The 14,737-nt window shown below is 68.9% G+C and carries 19 protein-coding genes and 1 pseudogene; 9 read left to right on the forward strand and 11 right to left on the reverse strand.

The genetic code is table 11. From position 1 onward, the window contains the following. Window positions 1–147: 147 nt before the first annotated feature. From ACIQOW_RS32510 to ACIQOW_RS32530, 5 genes and pseudogenes are all read left to right on the forward strand, one after another. Window positions 148–1,152, forward strand: coding sequence for an SCO1860 family LAETG-anchored protein (locus tag ACIQOW_RS32510; RefSeq protein WP_401091019.1), 1,005 nt, complete (start codon window positions 148–150; stop codon window positions 1,150–1,152). 164 nt (window positions 1,153–1,316) lie between these two features. Continuing rightward, window positions 1,317–2,339: a glutamine synthetase gene (gene glnII, locus ACIQOW_RS32515; protein WP_188299825.1), complete on the forward strand. Its 1,023-nt coding sequence runs from the start codon at window positions 1,317–1,319 to the stop codon at window positions 2,337–2,339. A 329-nt stretch (window positions 2,340–2,668) separates the two neighbouring features. Further along, a complete protein-coding gene (locus ACIQOW_RS32520; protein WP_401091021.1) occupies window positions 2,669–3,766 on the forward strand; it encodes an LLM class flavin-dependent oxidoreductase in 1,098 nt (365 codons plus the stop codon). 109 nt (window positions 3,767–3,875) lie between these two features. Continuing rightward, window positions 3,876–4,454 carry a hypothetical protein gene (locus ACIQOW_RS32525; protein ID WP_401091023.1) on the forward strand — a complete coding sequence of 193 codons (579 nt, stop codon included), beginning with the start codon at window positions 3,876–3,878 and terminating at the stop codon, window positions 4,452–4,454. Continuing rightward, window positions 4,451–4,687, forward strand: a pseudogene (locus ACIQOW_RS32530) (hypothetical protein); the annotation flags it as partial. The gene ACIQOW_RS32525 and the pseudogene ACIQOW_RS32530, both read left to right, overlap by 4 nt. 301 nt (window positions 4,688–4,988) lie before the next feature. On the opposite strand, the gene ACIQOW_RS32535 reads toward ACIQOW_RS32530, so the two are convergent. Beyond that, on the reverse strand, window positions 4,989–5,357 hold the full coding sequence (locus ACIQOW_RS32535) for a hypothetical protein (protein ID WP_401091025.1): 369 nt from the start codon (window positions 5,355–5,357) through the stop codon (window positions 4,989–4,991). Between the two features lie 125 nt (window positions 5,358–5,482). Between ACIQOW_RS32535 and sufD the strand changes: the two genes are divergently transcribed. Beyond that, window positions 5,483–6,661, forward strand: coding sequence for a Fe-S cluster assembly protein SufD (sufD, locus tag ACIQOW_RS32540; protein WP_401091027.1), 1,179 nt, complete (start codon window positions 5,483–5,485; stop codon window positions 6,659–6,661). 8 nt (window positions 6,662–6,669) lie between these two features. Here sufD and ACIQOW_RS32545 read toward each other — a convergent pair whose 3' ends face one another. From ACIQOW_RS32545 to ACIQOW_RS32570, 6 genes are all read right to left on the reverse strand, one after another. Next, window positions 6,670–7,464: a hypothetical protein gene (locus tag ACIQOW_RS32545; RefSeq protein WP_401091029.1), complete on the reverse strand. Its 795-nt coding sequence runs from the start codon at window positions 7,462–7,464 to the stop codon at window positions 6,670–6,672. After that, window positions 7,461–7,988, reverse strand: a complete 528-nt coding sequence (locus ACIQOW_RS32550) for a hypothetical protein (RefSeq protein WP_401091031.1) — start codon at window positions 7,986–7,988, stop codon at window positions 7,461–7,463. Before ACIQOW_RS32550 ends, ACIQOW_RS32545 begins: the two co-directional genes overlap by 4 nt. Before the next feature lie 4 nt (window positions 7,989–7,992). Next, a complete protein-coding gene (locus ACIQOW_RS32555; RefSeq protein ID WP_401091033.1) occupies window positions 7,993–8,220 on the reverse strand; it encodes a hypothetical protein in 228 nt (75 codons plus the stop codon). A 275-nt stretch (window positions 8,221–8,495) separates the two neighbouring features. Beyond that, the gene (locus ACIQOW_RS32560; RefSeq protein WP_401091035.1) at window positions 8,496–8,792 is read right to left on the reverse strand and encodes a hypothetical protein; all 297 of its coding nucleotides are present in this window, start codon (window positions 8,790–8,792) and stop codon (window positions 8,496–8,498) included. A 70-nt stretch (window positions 8,793–8,862) separates the two neighbouring features. Beyond that, entirely contained in the window at window positions 8,863–9,324 is a 462-nt protein-coding gene (locus tag ACIQOW_RS32565; RefSeq protein ID WP_401091037.1) for an ATP-binding protein, read from the reverse strand. Continuing rightward, window positions 9,321–10,022: a hypothetical protein gene (locus ACIQOW_RS32570; protein WP_401091039.1), complete on the reverse strand. Its 702-nt coding sequence runs from the start codon at window positions 10,020–10,022 to the stop codon at window positions 9,321–9,323. Before ACIQOW_RS32570 ends, ACIQOW_RS32565 begins: the two co-directional genes overlap by 4 nt. A 647-nt stretch (window positions 10,023–10,669) precedes the next feature. On the opposite strand from ACIQOW_RS32570, the gene ACIQOW_RS32575 reads away from it, so the two are divergent. Further along, a complete protein-coding gene (locus ACIQOW_RS32575) occupies window positions 10,670–11,536 on the forward strand; it encodes a helix-turn-helix domain-containing protein (RefSeq protein ID WP_401091040.1) in 867 nt (288 codons plus the stop codon). A 1-nt stretch (window position 11,537) separates the two neighbouring features. Next, a complete protein-coding gene (locus ACIQOW_RS32580; protein WP_401091042.1) occupies window positions 11,538–11,780 on the forward strand; it encodes a hypothetical protein in 243 nt (80 codons plus the stop codon). Window positions 11,781–11,867: 87 nt separating this feature from the next. Here the strand turns inward: ACIQOW_RS32580 and ACIQOW_RS32585 are convergent, their stop codons facing one another. Further along, window positions 11,868–12,053 carry a hypothetical protein gene (locus tag ACIQOW_RS32585; RefSeq protein ID WP_401091044.1) on the reverse strand — a complete coding sequence of 62 codons (186 nt, stop codon included), beginning with the start codon at window positions 12,051–12,053 and terminating at the stop codon, window positions 11,868–11,870. A 391-nt stretch (window positions 12,054–12,444) separates the two neighbouring features. On the opposite strand from ACIQOW_RS32585, the gene ACIQOW_RS32590 reads away from it, so the two are divergent. Then, window positions 12,445–12,624, forward strand: coding sequence for a hypothetical protein (locus ACIQOW_RS32590; RefSeq protein WP_401091046.1), 180 nt, complete (start codon window positions 12,445–12,447; stop codon window positions 12,622–12,624). 907 nt (window positions 12,625–13,531) lie between these two features. Here the strand turns inward: ACIQOW_RS32590 and ACIQOW_RS32595 are convergent. Genes ACIQOW_RS32595 through ACIQOW_RS32605 form a run of 3 tightly spaced genes read right to left on the reverse strand, consistent with a single transcriptional unit; the run spans window position 13,532 to window position 14,661 of the window. Then, window positions 13,532–13,903, reverse strand: a complete 372-nt coding sequence (locus ACIQOW_RS32595; RefSeq protein ID WP_401091048.1) for a hypothetical protein — start codon at window positions 13,901–13,903, stop codon at window positions 13,532–13,534. Between the two features lie 32 nt (window positions 13,904–13,935). Next, window positions 13,936–14,145 (reverse strand): hypothetical protein, encoded by a 210-nt coding sequence (locus tag ACIQOW_RS32600; RefSeq protein ID WP_401091050.1) that lies wholly within the window; start codon window positions 14,143–14,145, stop codon window positions 13,936–13,938. Window positions 14,146–14,184: 39 nt separating this feature from the next. Next, window positions 14,185–14,661, reverse strand: a complete 477-nt coding sequence (locus tag ACIQOW_RS32605) for a hypothetical protein (RefSeq protein WP_401091052.1) — start codon at window positions 14,659–14,661, stop codon at window positions 14,185–14,187. Window positions 14,662–14,737 lie beyond the last annotated feature (76 nt).

The raw sequence follows: 14,737 nt of genomic DNA on the forward strand, positions 1-14,737 counted from the left end.
CGCAATTCGGCGATTCCGGAGCGGAGTTGAGTCAGCACGAAACGTCAATCTCACTCCAACGAGTGAAATGACGTTCCGTGTTACTCATGTGACGGATTGTTCGAGAAGACTGGCGTCTCATCGTTTCATCCGTGTGGGGGTATCGCCATGTCTTCTCGCCGAATCGTTTCCGCTTCCGCCGCTGCCGCGGCCACCGCGCTGGTGGCGAGCACGCTGCTCACCGCCGCGCCCGTCCAGGCGGCCGAACCCGCCCCGTCGCCCGGTAAGGCGCGCGCCGTCACCGCCGAACTCGACCTGGACGTCAGCCTGCTGAACAAGGCGGTGGACGTCCCGGTGAACATCGCGCTGAACAAGGTGGAGTCGCCCGCGCAGCGCGACGGCTCGATGCTCACCGCCACGGTGGCCGGGGTCGACCAGCAGGGTCCGGTCACCCTGGTCAAGGCGGACGTCGGCAAGTCGGTGACCCGCGTCGACGCCAAGGGCGCCACCGCCTCCGTCAAGCTGGTCAACGCCGACGTGCACGCCCCGGGCCTGCCCGCCACCGCGCTGCTGGGCCTGGAGGCGATGAGCGCCGAGGCGACCTGTCCGGTCGACGGGAAGCCGACCGCCGACGTGATCGCGCCGGTCAGGCTCAGTGTGCTCGGCAAGCCGGTCACCATCGGCCTGTACGGGCCGACCAAGGTGGAGGTGCCGCTGATCGGCAGCGTCTCGGTGGAGTTCTCCAAGAAGACCGTCACCACGACCACCGCCGCCGCCTCGGCCCTGGAGGTGCAGGTGGAGGTGAACCCGCTGAACCTGAACGTCGCCAAGGTCACCGGGAAGATCACCGTCGCCTCGGTGAGCTGTGAGAAGCCCACCGCGCCGCCGGCCACCCCGTCGGGCCCGGCCGCCCCGAGCGCCGCGCCCACCAGCGCGCCCGCCGCCCAGCCGGTCGCCGACACCACCGCCTCGCGGGCCGCCGACCCGCAGGCCGGAGCGGAGAAGCCGGAGAAGTCGCGGCAGTCGTCGCAGCCGTCGGAGAAGCTGGCGGCCACCGGCGGCAGCAGCGCCACCGGCCCGCTCGCGGCCGGCGCCGCCGCGCTGGTCGCGGGCGGGGCGGCCGCGCTGTGGGCCACCCGGCGCCGTCGCGCCGCGCACGCCCGCCGTCACTGACGGCACCCGGAACGGCGGGAGTGCCGTCCCCGGCACTCCCGCACCGTGACCGTGCCGATGCGGACGGTTGGTTCACATGCGCGTTACACGAGAGGAACAACCGGGAAACGGCGGCTTGCGACGCTACGCGGGCACCCACCAGCCAGCAATGCGAGGGACACGCCGTGGCAATCAAGGCCGAGTACATCTGGATCGACGGCACCAAGCCGACCGCGAAGCTCCGTTCCAAGACTCGCGTCCTGCCCAACGCCGACAAGATCCCGACCTGGGGCTTCGACGGTTCCTCGACCAGCCAGGCCGAGGGCCACGCCTCGGACCGCGTGCTGGACCCGGTGCGGGTCATTCCGGACCCGATCCGCGGTGGCGACAACATCCTGGTCCTCTGCGAGGTCCTGGAGACGGACGGCACCCCGCACGTCTCCAACACCCGCGCACTGCTGCGCGAGGTCGCCGAGAAGTACGCCGCGCAGGAGTCGATCTTCGGCATCGAGCAGGAGTACACCTTCTTCAAGGGCTCCCGCCCGCTCGGCTTCCCGGAGGGCGGCTACCCGGCCCCGCAGGGCGGCTACTACTGCGGCGTCGGCGCCGAGGAGGTCTTCGGCCGCGAGATCGTCGAGCTGCACCTGGACCGCTGCATCGGCGCCGGCCTGGCCATCTGCGGCATCAACGCCGAGGTCATGCCCGGCCAGTGGGAGTTCCAGATCGGCCCGGTCGACGCGCTGACCGTCTCCGACGACATGTGGGTCGCCCGCTACCTGCTCTACCGCACCGCCGAGGAGTTCGGCATCGACGCCACCCTCGACGCGAAGCCCGTCCGCGGCGACTGGAACGGCGCCGGCGCCCACACCAACTTCTCCACCAAGGCGATGCGCGAGGGCTACGACGCCATCATCACCGCCTGCGAGGCGCTCGGCAGCTCCCAGGAGAAGGTGCTGGAGCACGTCACCCAGTACGGCGCCGACATCGAGTCCCGCCTGACCGGCAAGCACGAGACCGCCCCGTGGAACTCCTACAGCTACGGCGTCTCCGACCGTGGTGCCTCGGTGCGCATCCCGTGGCAGGTCGAGGTGGACAAGAAGGGCTACATCGAGGACCGCCGCCCGAACGCCAACGTCGACCCCTACGTCGTCACCCGGCTCATGATCAACACCTGCTGCGAGGCCCTGGAGAAGGCCGGCCAGGTCTGATCCGCCGCGCCACGAGGCGCGCACGCCACGGCCGCAGGCCCCCTCCCGGTGCAGGAGGGGGCCTGCGGCCGTTCGGCTGTCCGGGACGTTCGTACGCCCGCCGACGGCGGGGGCGTCCTGGCCGGGCGTCCTGCTCGGGGCGTCCTGCTCGGGCGTCTTGATCGGGGTGGAGGAGTCGCGGAGAATCGGGGCATGACCGCTTCGGGCCGACCGCTTCTCGTGCGCAGGCTGCACGTGGACCTGGGACGGGTGTGGGCGGCGGGGTGTCGCAGTCGGTGGGTTCCGTCAACCGACCGCAGGCAGTCCCCGCCCCAGGAGTGTGTCCGTCCATGGCTCTCACCTTCCACTGGTTCCTCCCCACCAACGGCGACAGCCGGCTGATCGTCGGCGGCGGTCACGGCTCCACGCCCGGCGCGGCCGGCTCCCACCGGCCGCCGAGCGTCGGCTACCTCGGGCAGATCGCCCGCAGCGCCGAGCAGTTGGGCTTCGAGGGGGTACTGACACCGACCGGGGCCTGGTGCGAGGACGCCTGGCTGACCACCGCGATGCTGAGCCAGGTGACCGAGCGGCTGAAGTACCTGGTGGCGTTCCGGCCCGGGCAGATCAGCCCGACACTGGCCGCGCAGATGGCCGCGACCTACCAACGGCAGTCCGGCGGAAGGCTGTTGCTCAACGTGGTGACCGGTGGGGAGTCCGCCGAGCAGCGCGCCTACGGGGACTTCCTGAACAAGGACGCCCGGTACGCGCGGACCGGGGAGTTCCTGGACATCACCCGCCGGCTCTGGGCCGGCGAGACGGTCGACCACCACGGGCCGCACCTGAGGGTCGAGGGAGCGCGGCTGAACCGGCTGCCCGACCCGGTGCCGACGGTGTACTTCGGCGGTTCCTCCCCGGCCGCCGGCGACGTCGCGGCCCACCACGCGGACGTCTACCTGACCTGGGGCGAACCGCCCGCCCAGGTGGGGGAGAAGATCCGCTGGATCCGCGAACTGGCCGCCGCCAGGGGCCGGACCGTCCGGTTCGGCATCCGGCTGCACGTGATCACCCGGGACACTGCCGCGCAGGCCTGGGCGGAGACCGAGCGGCTGCTCGCCGCGATGGACCCGGGCCGGGTACGGGAGACCCAACGGGCGCTCGCCGAGAGCGAGTCGGAGGGACAGCGGAGGATGCTCGCGCTGCACGGCGGCTCGGCGCGGCGGCTGGAGGTGCATCCCGGCCTGTGGGCAGGCATCGGGCTGCTGCGCGGTGGCGCCGGGACGGCGCTGGTGGGCAGCCACCGGGAGGTCGCGGACCTGATCTGCGAGTACCACGGGCTGGGCATCGACGAGTTCGTGCTGAGCGGGATGCCGCATCTGGAGGAGGCGTACTGGTTCGGCGAGGGCGTGCTGCCGCTGCTCGCCGCCCGCAACCTGTGGACCCGCCCGTGACGGCGGCGGGGGCGGGGGCGGGGACGGCGGTGGGGACGGCGGTGGGGGAGCCCGATCGTGACCCGCAAATCGCTGGTCAAGCGCCCCCGGCGGACCGAGAATTCAAGGCATGACCCAGCAGCCCCTGCTCCTCCTCGACGTGGACGGACCACTCAATCCCTTCGCCGCGCCGGAGCGGAGGCCCGAGGGCTACGACACCCACCGGCTGAGCCCCGCCTGGTGGGTGGCGAAGCAGGAGCACCTGGCGGCGGTCCGGGCCCGGCAGGCCACGCGTGCCAGACACGCCAGGCCCCCCGCCGCGCGGGTCAAGCCGCTGCGGGTCCTGCTGAACCCGTCGCACGGCGGGGAACTGCTCGCGCTGCCGTACGAACTGGTGTGGGCCACCGGGTGGATGGGCGAGGCCAACACCCACATAGGCCCGCACATCGGTCTGCCCGAACTCCCGTACATCCGCTGGTCCGACCTGTTCGGCGAGGACCGGGACGGGCTGCACTGGAAGACCAGGGACGTGGTCGCCTGGGCCGCCGGGCGCCCGTTCGTCTGGGTGGACGACGAACTCGGCCCGCAGGACGAGGAGTGGATCGCCGCCCACCACCCGGGGCCGGCCCTCACCCTGCACGTCAATCCCCGGATCGGCCTGCTGGCCGGGGACTTCGCCAGGCTGCGGGAGTGGGCGGAGGCCGCATGACCGGGCGGCCGCTGCTCCTGCTCGACGTCGACGGGCCGCTCAACCCCTACGCGGCGCCCAAGACCCGCCGCCCGGACGGCTACCGGACGCACCGGATGCTGCCGGAGTCCTGGGTGGCCCGCCACGCACCGCTGCCGCGCGAGCGGGTGAAGCCGCTGCGGGTCTGGCTGAACCCGTCGCACGGTGAGGAACTGCTGGCGCTGCCGTACGAACTGGTGTGGGCCAGCACCTGGGAGAACGTATCACCCTTGCACCTTGTTCCCGACCTGCGGATACGTGCTGAGATGCAAGAGGCCACGACGTATTCGGAGGCCGTGCTTGCCCGGCCGACCGCCCCCCTTCAGTCCGACCTAATGAACTCGCAGCTCAGTACCTCGGTCGTTGCCTTGGGCATGTATTCCTTCACGTAGGCAATCCACTTCTGCCGCGCTTCATCCTCGCTGCCTCGCCAGGGGGTGTAGACGCGCGACACCTTCCTCCCTTGGCGGTCCGTGATGGCCACAGTCAGGCGGTAAGTGTTCTTGTTCTCGCTCATCACTTGCTCCGCTGTTCTCCGCCTTCAGGTCCTCCGTACCGCAGTTCCATCTGCCGGATCTCGATGAGGTCAGCCACGGACATGTCGGCCAGAAGGGCGTTCTCCGCCAACAGGCCGCCCGAGAGAATCGACAGCGCCCGTAGCAGCTCGGCCACCGCCGCGTCGGGAGCGAGGCCGAGCCGACGACTGAGCTGGCACAGCTCGGCAAGCATCTGCTCTTTGATGAGCCGGTCCCCTTCTTCTCGGGACACGCCGGAATCCGCGCGCGCCACTTGGCAGACGGCTGCCATGGCTAAGGCGGCATTGTTGGCGGCGAACTGGACTTCAGAATCGGGGATCTTTCGCTTCACGATGTAGGCGCTATCCATTCGGAGAGGATGCTCGGAGATTCGAGCGGGGTACGTGCCGTGTGGGCCGGAAGCGTGATCACTGCGCATCGATCAGATGATCCAACTAGCGCTCGCAGGAGGGCAGTTCGCTGTAGGCTGCGAGAATGAAGCTCCCCGACGAACGACACGATGCGGCTGCTCATGGCGGTGGCGACGTTCTGGCGTTGTCCGCGATCCACCGCTTCACTTCTCTTGATCTTGAGGCATTTGAAGTCCCGGCCGGCCGGGAGGAGGAATGGCGGTTCACCCCGCTGCACCGTTTGCGCGGACTGCACGACGGCAAGGCTGTTCACCGCGACAACGGCCTTTACGCCGGCCCCACGGGCCAGGCGGACAGCGGCGTGGCTGTTCAGGTCGTCGCGTCCGGTGACAGCCGGATCGGCGGTGCCATCGCTCCGGCCGACCGAGTCGCCGCTCAAGCCTGGCGCAGCCACACCCACGCACTCCTGGTGACTGTCCCGCCGGACACGATCGTGACGGAACCTGTCCTGGTCGGAGTCACCGGCCCGGGGGAGGACACCGCAGCGTACGGACATGTGACGATCCGGGCCGGGAAGTTCAGCAAGGCCACCATCGTGTTGAGCTACACGGGCTCGGGGACCTTCGCGGACAACGTTGAGTTGATTGCCGACGAAAGCGCAGACCTGGCGGTGGTGGTCCTCCACGAGTGGAACGCGGACGCCGTCCATGTCTCCGCACACCACACGAGCCTTGGACACCACGCCAAGCTCAGGCTGACCACCGTCAGCCTTGGTGGCTCGGTCGTCCGCGTCAGCCCCACGCTGACCTTCGACGCGCCTGGAGCGGACGCGGAGCTGTCGGGTCTGGTGTTCTCGAAGGCCGGCCAGCACATCGAGCACCGGCCGATCGCCGACCACGCCGCACCGCACTGCACGTCCAGGGTCAACTACAAGTGCGCCGTGCACGGCCGGGACTCGCGCAGCGTGTGGATCGGTAACGCGTTCATCCGTTCCGCCGCTCCTGGTACCGACACCTATGTGGCTAACAGGAACATCCTGCTGTCGCCGGGCGCCCGTGCCGACGCGGTCCCGAATCTGGAGATCGAGACCGGTGAAATCGTCGGTGCCGGCCACGCAAGCGCGACCGGCCGATTCGAGGACGACCAGCTGTTCTACCTGATGTCTCGTGGCATTGACGAGAACGAAGCCAGGCGTCTGGTCCTGCGCGGATTCTTCCGCGACATCATCGCGAAGATCGGCATCCCCGAGGTCGAAGACCGGGTGCTGGGCACGATCGAAGAGGAGTTGGCTCGGCTGAGCTGACCGGCTGGTCACCGGACGCTTCCCAGGACGACGTACGCGACGGCCGGGTAGGTGGCGGCGAACGCCCAGACGAAGCAGTTCAGGCCCATCACGACCGCCACAAGCAGGTGGAAGACTAGGGCCAACCCGATCAGCAGCGGAAGCAGCGGAGGCGGCGCGAGCAGCACCAGCGGGAACGCCGTCTCCGCACTGATCAGAGCCAGCGACAGCCAGCGGCACAGAACAGGCCGCTCGGACAGCCGACGGGCCGCCCAGGCGTTGCCCCATGAGCGCGTGCGGAGCACACCGAGAAGGCCGGTCCCGTCGCGCCACTCCCAGTGGAGAACCTTCGCGAGCCCCGACGAGAAGTAGGCCAAGCATGCCTCGGCGACGATGAACCACAGGGCTACCTGTTCGGCATCGAACGTCTGCGCCATCGCCAGTGCGCCAAAGACAAGTAGGAGAACCTGGTCGGAGCCCTCGCCGCCGTAGGGGGTCCGCAGGCCCCGCAGTGCCAGCGACACGGTCACCAACCACAGCAGTAGGACTTGCCAAGCCCCGGAGGGGGCAGTCAGGACCAGCACGGCGGCGGCCACCGAGCGCACCGCCACGCCGATCAGGTCGCGGGGGTACCCCAGTAGCACGTCGAACAGGGCTCCCGAGCGCCCCGTCGAAGTCCAGCGCCGACGCAGCCGTAGGACGCGCCAGCTGTTCCACGAGCTGTCGTCGGTGGACCGGGGCCGGGCCAGAACCTCAAGAGAAGAGATGAGTACGCCGATTCCGGCGATGATCTCCGTGATACGGATGGCGGATGACGGAATCACCGAGATTCTCCAAGACGGTGGCGGCCGGATTTGAATACCACGTCCGGGTGCGCGTCACTGAGAACGCCATGCGAAATCGCCAGGACGAATTGAACCTCGCGGCCGTCTGGATCTTGCGACGCAATGGCGGTGACGTGGTTCAGAATCGCGAGGTACGGCAGGGAAACCTGCACGGCGCGGGGTCTCTCCAAATCAAAGCGATGCGCGACGGACATGACGTCGGATAAGCCTTTGAAGGTGCGGCGGTCCGGGTTCCATGCCACGTGCCACCAGCGGCGCTCTGGGGGGCCGGCGACCTGCTGCCAGGGGCCGAATTCGCCGGATGGTCCGGACGTCCGCATGAGAAGGTGATAGTCATGCTGAACCGGTCGAGGCGCAAAGAAGCGGAAATTCGGAATGATTCCGAAGATGTCCCAGAGCCTCAACCGGTCCAGCAACCGACCTCCCCGCGGAACCGTCAACTGGCCGGCAGCCGACACGAAGAACCACACCGTGAGCACGACGGCCGTGATGACGGTCCCCACGGGATCAGGCCGCGATCAGCAGGGCCGTGCGCCGGACGCCGAGCAGGTCGTACAGGCCGGCGTCCTCGGGCGCCTGGTCCACGAGGCTGACGGCGATCTCGTCGCCGTCGGTGACGACACCCCCGGCGGAGAAGGTGGCGTTCCCCTGGGTGGTCACGTCCGGGGAGCCAGCGAAGACGCCGCTGACCTCCGGGTCGGCTCCGATGCTCGCCGCGATGTTGAGCGAGGACATGTACTCTCCTTTCCCGAGCATCCTTCCGGCGGCCGCCGGAAGAAATCTTCGAGATGATCACCCCGATGCGGGATGCCCCCTCGAAGCTGGCATTAACATAGCCGATACCAGAGATCCACTAAAGCGTTTTTGGCGGTACTATTTATAAGGAATTTTGCATTCCGGAGTTTCTGTATGTGGGCATAGCAAAGCTCCCTGCTTCGGCAATGAAACAGGGTTGTAGATAGTGCCGGGCTGTCATTTGTTGGCAGCCCGGCGCGGGTCGCCCCGAGGCTCTAGTTTCGAGGCCCCACCTCCGATCGGAAGACCTCGGGCGCGTCCTCGGTGCACTCCAGGAGCGCCGCCAGCGCCGTCATCGCCACCGCGGCCAAGGCCGACTGGAGGTCCCTGGTAGCGGTGGCCTTCTGGCTGGGCCGCATTTTTCGCAGCTTCAGCATGTTCAGCGCCGCGTTGCCCATGTACTCCTGCAAGCTGAGCAGCAGCAGGTTCAGGAGGTCCGGCGCGTCCCTGGAGCGCGCCTTCAGCTGGGCGTGCGTGAGGTGCGCGCGTTCCCAGAGCCATTCCATGTGCATGTCTGAATACTCGTTTCTCAAGGGAAAGGGCGGGCAGTTTGAGTTGGTTGGGAGCCTGGATTGCCGCCGACTAGCGGGCGCGGGACTGCGGCCTGAGCCGGAGTTCGGCCCACACGTCCTTGCCGCAGGCGTACAAGTCGACTCCCCAGCGGCGCGCCAAGCTGTTGACGATGACGAGCCCTCGGCCGCGCGACGGCACGTGGTCGGGGCCGGCGGGCAGGCCGGCGTCAACGAAGACCGGCATCGAGCATGAGCCGTCGCTGACCGTGATCCGGACCGTGGACTCGCCCAGGCGCTCGACCTGGAACCCGATCTTGAGCTGGCATCCCGTCTGGATGGCGTTCGTCACCAGCTCGCTTGCCACCAGGACGGCGGGGTCGATCAGGTCGAACATCCCCCAGGAGGCCAAGGCGGCGTCCACAAGCCAGCGGGACAACGCCGCCGCCTCGGGGGTGTAGGGGTACTTCGCGGTGAACCGCGTGAGCGGTTCTTCCAGCTCGACGTGCAGGCGCGGCTCAACGACGACGGTCACGTTGTCACCTCCATCCGTCTTAAGCCGTCGAGTAGCCGCTGCATGAGATCGGCCGACGGCGCCTGGTGGCTGTGGTCCTGGTGAAGCTGTTCGATCTGCTCGGAGCTGAAGCCGAAGTGCTCTCGGAGCGCTCGACCGCGAGTGCGGCGGGCCAACGGGGGAGCCGTCGCGGCCCTGCCGGCGTTCACGACCGATGCGAGCTGGACGGCCCGGATCTGGGCTTGCAGGTCTTCCAGCATCGACCGGTTGAGCCGAAGTTCGATCACGGGAGGAGGGCACACGCCGGAGGGGTCCGGCTCGATGCCGCTGAACGTCATCCGGAACGACTGCTCCGGACGATCGAGGAGCTGCAACTGCGTCGGCGGGATCTCCTCGACGGAGATCGGCCCTCGTCGCGGCGCGGTGCGGGTCTGTGGGTTCGAAGGCGCGGCCCCGCCCGTGGGGCGGAGGACCGTTCGGATCTTGTTTTCCAGCCGCACCACGGTCTTGCGGGTGAGCCGGAGTTTGATCGAGGGAGAGGGGTGGCCCTCGGCGGCGTCGAGGGCCACCCCGCTCAGGGTCAGCAGGATGGGGAAGTCAGGCTGACCGAGGCGTTCCAGCTGCGACGGGCCGAGTTCTTCGATGCTGATCCGGCCCCGACGAAGCGGAGAGCTGTCCTGCGGGTAAGGCTGTATGGACATGCTGTCCGCCGGACTCATCGAAGTCCCCCTTGAGAGTGGCGCAGACGATCTTGTAGTGATCAACCGGGCTGAGGTCCCAATGCCACGACGCGGTCAGCTCCGTGATCAGCCCGAAGCCTCGACCGCCGGTGTCGTAAATGCCGGCCAGACGGGGCTTCGGGAGGTCCGTGGAACGATCCATCACTTCGATCCACGGGAGCCGGTTCCAGAGCGACACGAAGGTCACCTGGTACGGCGTGCCAGCGTGCCGGAGCGCGTTCGTGGCCAGCTCGCAGGCGACGAGTGCCGGGTCGCCAGGGTCGATCCCGACGGCCTTGCACGACTCGGTGACGAGCTGTCGGACACCGCGAACCGAGGTGGGGTCGGGTTCGAAGGATTCCGATCGAAAGAGACGAACGACAGTGCTCAGGTGGGCGTGATCGAACGGATTGTGCACAGCTCCTCCACAGGTTGGCCGGAGGGAGCCGTGCGTCATCGCGGACGCACTACACTCCGCGGACGGCTCGTAGCGGGGTGGCGCGGGATTGATAATCCTCGTACGAGAGCCTCGTACGCAACCCTTCGGTGATGACTCGTCAAAGTTCACTCTCCTGGCGCTTGGTTGACGCTCTGCGCGCTACGCTCGTCCCACGACCGTTTCTGCTGTACAGGGAGCAAAGAGCTTGGTGACGAAGCCGCAGACATCCCGCACGATGGCGAACGTCGGCCGGCGGCTGAAGGCGCTTCGTCTGGAGGCGCGCCCGCGCCACACGCAAGCCGCAGTAGGCATGGCCCTCGGCAAGAGTCAAGACATGATCAGCTTGTTCGAGAAGGGCGGACAGCTCCCCACGGACGGGCAACTCCGGAAGATGCTCGACCTCTACGGCGTGGATCAGGCGACCAGGATCGACCTGATGGCCGAGATCAGAGGGGCCAGGGAGTCGGAAGCGGTTTGGTGGGCCGAGTACGTCGCGGATCTGCCGCGCAGCCTGGTCAAGCTCATCGAATACGAGGACAGCGCGTCCCAGATCAGCATCGCGACGGGAAGCCTGATCCCTTGGCCCTTCCAAACCCTGGAGTACATGAGGGGTGTCGACGAGTTCGCCGCTCATGAGGTCGGGGTGGAGCGCCTGGCCGTTCAACATGAGGTGAGGGCGAGACGGCAGGAGATCATTACCCGGGCCGAGCGGCCGGCGTCGATCGACGTTCTCTTCTCCGAGGCTGCGATCCGTCCTCAGGTAGGCGGCCCAGAGGTAATGCGTGAGCAGTTGGCGCGGATCGTGGAGATAGCGCAGCTACCGAACGTCCGCCTCCGGGTCCTGCCGTTCTCAGCGGGAGCCGCGGCTGCAACGCAGCTCTTTCTGAACATCATGGACTATCCCAACCCGAAGGACCCCGGGGTGGCGGCGATCGATACCGGGACCGGAGTCGTCTTCGCCGAGGACCCCAAGGAAGTGCGGGCTCGTCGCCGCATGTTTGACTACCTGGTAAGGAATGCGCTGGATCCTGACGACTCCGTGGGGCTGATCAGCGCCGCACTCAAGGAACTGTGACATGGAAAAGCAGAAGTTGTACGACGTGGTCCCGCCCATCGAGGAGCGCTTCAAATCTCCGCTGAGCCAGGCGAACGGTACGTGCGCAACGTTCGCGCCGATCACAGGTGCGGACGGACAGCTTGCGGGGGTCTTCGTCGGTGACAGCCAGAATCCTGACATCCTCGGCGTTCGACTCACCCCAGAGGAGTTCATCGCGATGGCTGACGGCATGGCCGCCATCCGCACGCGGCTCGGTCTGTAGAAGCCCTTCTCCATATCGTCTGCCCAGGACACCCCCGCCTCCGACGGAGGCGGGGGTGTCCTGGCGTTCCCGGCCCTCGTCGCCGGGTCACGAGGGGGTGGGGCTTGTGCCCACCCGGTACTTCTCCTCTTCCTCCGGCGGTGGGAGCGGGACGGCGATGGACAGTTCGATGGCTGCGACTCGGCGGGTGAGGTAGCCGCTCCGGCCGACGGCGGCTGCCACCCACGCCTCGGTGGTGTCCTTGGGCAGCCAGACGCCCCCGCGTTTCTCCACGGTGCCGATCTGTTCGCCGAGGCCCCGTACGACCCGGTAGTGGCCTCTGCGGCCCTCGTAGTCGAGTTCGAAGCACCGCGGATTCCATCGGCCGTCGGGCAGGACGTTGTCGGGGTGAATGCTCAGGGGTGGTGCCTTCCGTTCGGGTGGGTGGGGGTGGGGCCTGGTGCCAGCGGCAGGCGGGGCTGTCGACAGCCGGCTGGGTGGGTGAGGCGGGGGTGGGGTCTGGTGTTCGCTGCCCGATCTCGACGCCGTCGGCGAGCAGCTGCCGTACGGCGGCGTCGGCCTGGTGCTCGTAGCGGTGGCGGGAGATGTAGTAGCCGTTCTCCCGGATCTCGTACATGTCCTCCGCGAAGTCGCGGTCGTTGAGGACGACGTCCAGGCGGCGGTCGTGGCCGGCACCGGTGACGGTCCAGCGGCCGGCACCCACCGAGGCCCACGTCAGGTCGATGTCCGCCCCGGTGCGGGCTCGGTCGGCGCGCTCGCGCTCGGCCCGTTCGTCGGCGAGGCGCTGGCGTTCGTCCGCCTGCTCGGCCTGGTGCTGCCGATCGGCCTCTTCACGACGCCGTAGGAACTCGGCGCGGCTGTGGGCGGCCTGGCGTTCCAGCTCGGCGAGGCGCTGGCGGGTGGCCTCGCGGCGGCGGGCGGCTTCCTGGCCGCCGGGGAGCGGGGGTAGGGCCTGGGGTTCGTGGCGGGCGGGCCAGGGCTCGGCGAGGTCGGCGCGGTGGTGCTGCCAGATGCGGAGCATGGTGCGGCCGTCGACGGTGGCCACCACGTCGCCGCGCTCGTCCTGCTGGAGGAACCCGGCCTTGATGGCCAGCTCGACCACCTTCCGACGCACCCGGCGGCCCTTGGCACCGAGGCGGGCCCCGGCGGGGACGAGCCGGTACCCGGTGCCGTCCCACCACACCCCGCTGTAGTCCTCCCCGGTGGCCGCCGCGACGAGGCCGTACACCCTGGTCGTCCACCCCGACTGCTCGCGGGCCTCGCGGGTTCGTTCGGCGGCGATGAAGCGGCGGAAGTCGGCTTCGTGGTCGTCGGCGTGGAGGCGGGCGGCGTGGTGGGCGTCGTCGCGGTGGTGGTGTTCGTCGCCGACCTGGGCCGGGCGCCCGGCGTACTTGTCGCCGCAGTCCAGGCACCACACCTTCCCGCCCTCGCCCCGGTAGCCGCCGGGGCCGACGCCGACGGGGCAGGGGTTGCGCAGGCCCCACTCCAGGGCGGTGCCGCCTCCGGGTATCCAGGGGGCGCGGGCGGGGGTGGTCACTGGTGTCTCCTGGGGGCCTGTGGTCACGCTGGGGGTGGAGGGGGTAGTACGGCGTAAGGGCCATGTCGTTAGTGTCGTTTTATTGACACTCTTAAAAAAATCTATACACAGCACTCTTACGGTGAGACTCAATGCCAACCGGGCTCCGACACCCGGCACTTCGACACCGGCCCCACCCTGGGCAGAGGGTGGGGCCTGGTGCCGGCGGGAGCGGTCAGCCGGTTCCGAGGGCGTCGAGCCACTGGCCGGCGTCCATGCCGTCGATGGTGGGCAGGCCGTCCCGGAAGCGGACGTCCCGGGGCTCCAGCTCCAGGTCGAGCAGCTGCCCGACGTGGAGGACTTCGCGGACGACAAGCCCTCGGTAGGCGGCTTCGGCTCGGGCCTGGGCCTCGTCTCCGTAGTAGTGGCGGGGCTGGTCTCCGGTGAGCATTCGGCCGGCCGCTCCGTAGGGCTGGCGCTCGACGGTCCAGGCGCCCTTGGCGTCGTCGGGGGCCACAGTGAAGCGGACCGCCATCGGCGGCTGCTCGGGGCGGGCCTTCGGGTAGACCAGGGTGTAGCGGGTGGCGGTGGCGGTAGCGGGGGGCACTGGTGTCTCCGGGGTGGGGGTGGGGTCTGGGGTCACGGCTGGACGAGCGGGGCGCAGGTCGGGCAGAGCGGGTCACCGTTGAGTGCCCAGTCCGAGGCGAGCGGGGTGTCCGGGGAGCACAGCGCCCGACGGTCGGGGTCGTCCACCACAGCGACGTGCGGCGGGGTGCCGGGGCTGGCGTAGCCGAAGGTGTGGGTGCGGGGCAGGTCCATGACCTTCAGCGGTTCGGGGGCGGCGTGCACGGGGTTCTCCGGGGGGTGGGGTCTGGTGCCAGCGGGGGCTCAGCGGTGGTCGGTCGCCAGGTGCCGCCTGCGGGTCTCGTCGGTGTAGCCCTTGGCGGTGTTGCGGGTCGTCCAGCCGCAGGTGCAGGTGGCGGTGGAGTAGGCCCGGCCGGGGCAGCCCTCGGTGAGCGGCTTGCCGCTGCTGGTGTGCTTGTGCGCGGGCGGGCACACGGAGCCGTCGGCGTGGTGGTCGGTCCGGGGCGCCCGGGGCTTGGCCACGGGGATGTTCTTCTTCGGCCGGCGTCCGGGGATACCCATCGGCACGAGGCCGAGCCGGGCGTCGGCTTCCTGCTGGGCGTCCCACTCGGCTTCGGTGAGGGCGTCGCCGACGACCACGGGCTCGGTGTGGGCGTACCAGGTCTCCCAGTCGCCCGTGACGATGCGCTCGGCTTCGGCCTGGGCTGCCTCCGGGGTGGGGGCGAGGACCGGGACAACGTGCACGGTGATGAGGTCGACGGGGACGATGTACTTGGGCATGCGCTCTTTCCTGTGCTGCTCGGGGGTGGGGCCTGGGGTCTGGCCGGGCCTCGGCACGGTCCGGACGGTGGTCCGG

Source organism: Kitasatospora sp. NPDC091335, assembly GCF_044757205.1.
Classification (GTDB): domain Bacteria; phylum Actinomycetota; class Actinomycetes; order Streptomycetales; family Streptomycetaceae; genus Kitasatospora.

Coding starts and splice junctions, on each gene's coding strand:
- ACIQOW_RS32510 (WP_401091019.1), top strand. CDS start 148: ATGTCTTCTCGCCGAATCGTTTCCGCTTCCGCCGCTGCCGCGGCCACC.
- ACIQOW_RS32520 (WP_401091021.1), top strand. CDS start 2,669: ATGGCTCTCACCTTCCACTGGTTCCTCCCCACCAACGGCGACAGCCGG.
- ACIQOW_RS32525 (WP_401091023.1), top strand. CDS start 3,876: ATGACCCAGCAGCCCCTGCTCCTCCTCGACGTGGACGGACCACTCAAT.
- ACIQOW_RS32535 (WP_401091025.1), bottom strand. CDS start 5,357: ATGGATAGCGCCTACATCGTGAAGCGAAAGATCCCCGATTCTGAAGTC.
- sufD (WP_401091027.1), top strand. CDS start 5,483: ATGAAGCTCCCCGACGAACGACACGATGCGGCTGCTCATGGCGGTGGC.
- ACIQOW_RS32555 (WP_401091033.1), bottom strand. CDS start 8,220: ATGTCCTCGCTCAACATCGCGGCGAGCATCGGAGCCGACCCGGAGGTC.
- ACIQOW_RS32560 (WP_401091035.1), bottom strand. CDS start 8,792: ATGCACATGGAATGGCTCTGGGAACGCGCGCACCTCACGCACGCCCAG.
- ACIQOW_RS32570 (WP_401091039.1), bottom strand. CDS start 10,022: ATGAGTCCGGCGGACAGCATGTCCATACAGCCTTACCCGCAGGACAGC.
- ACIQOW_RS32580 (WP_401091042.1), top strand. CDS start 11,538: ATGGAAAAGCAGAAGTTGTACGACGTGGTCCCGCCCATCGAGGAGCGC.
- ACIQOW_RS32605 (WP_401091052.1), bottom strand. CDS start 14,661: ATGCCCAAGTACATCGTCCCCGTCGACCTCATCACCGTGCACGTTGTC.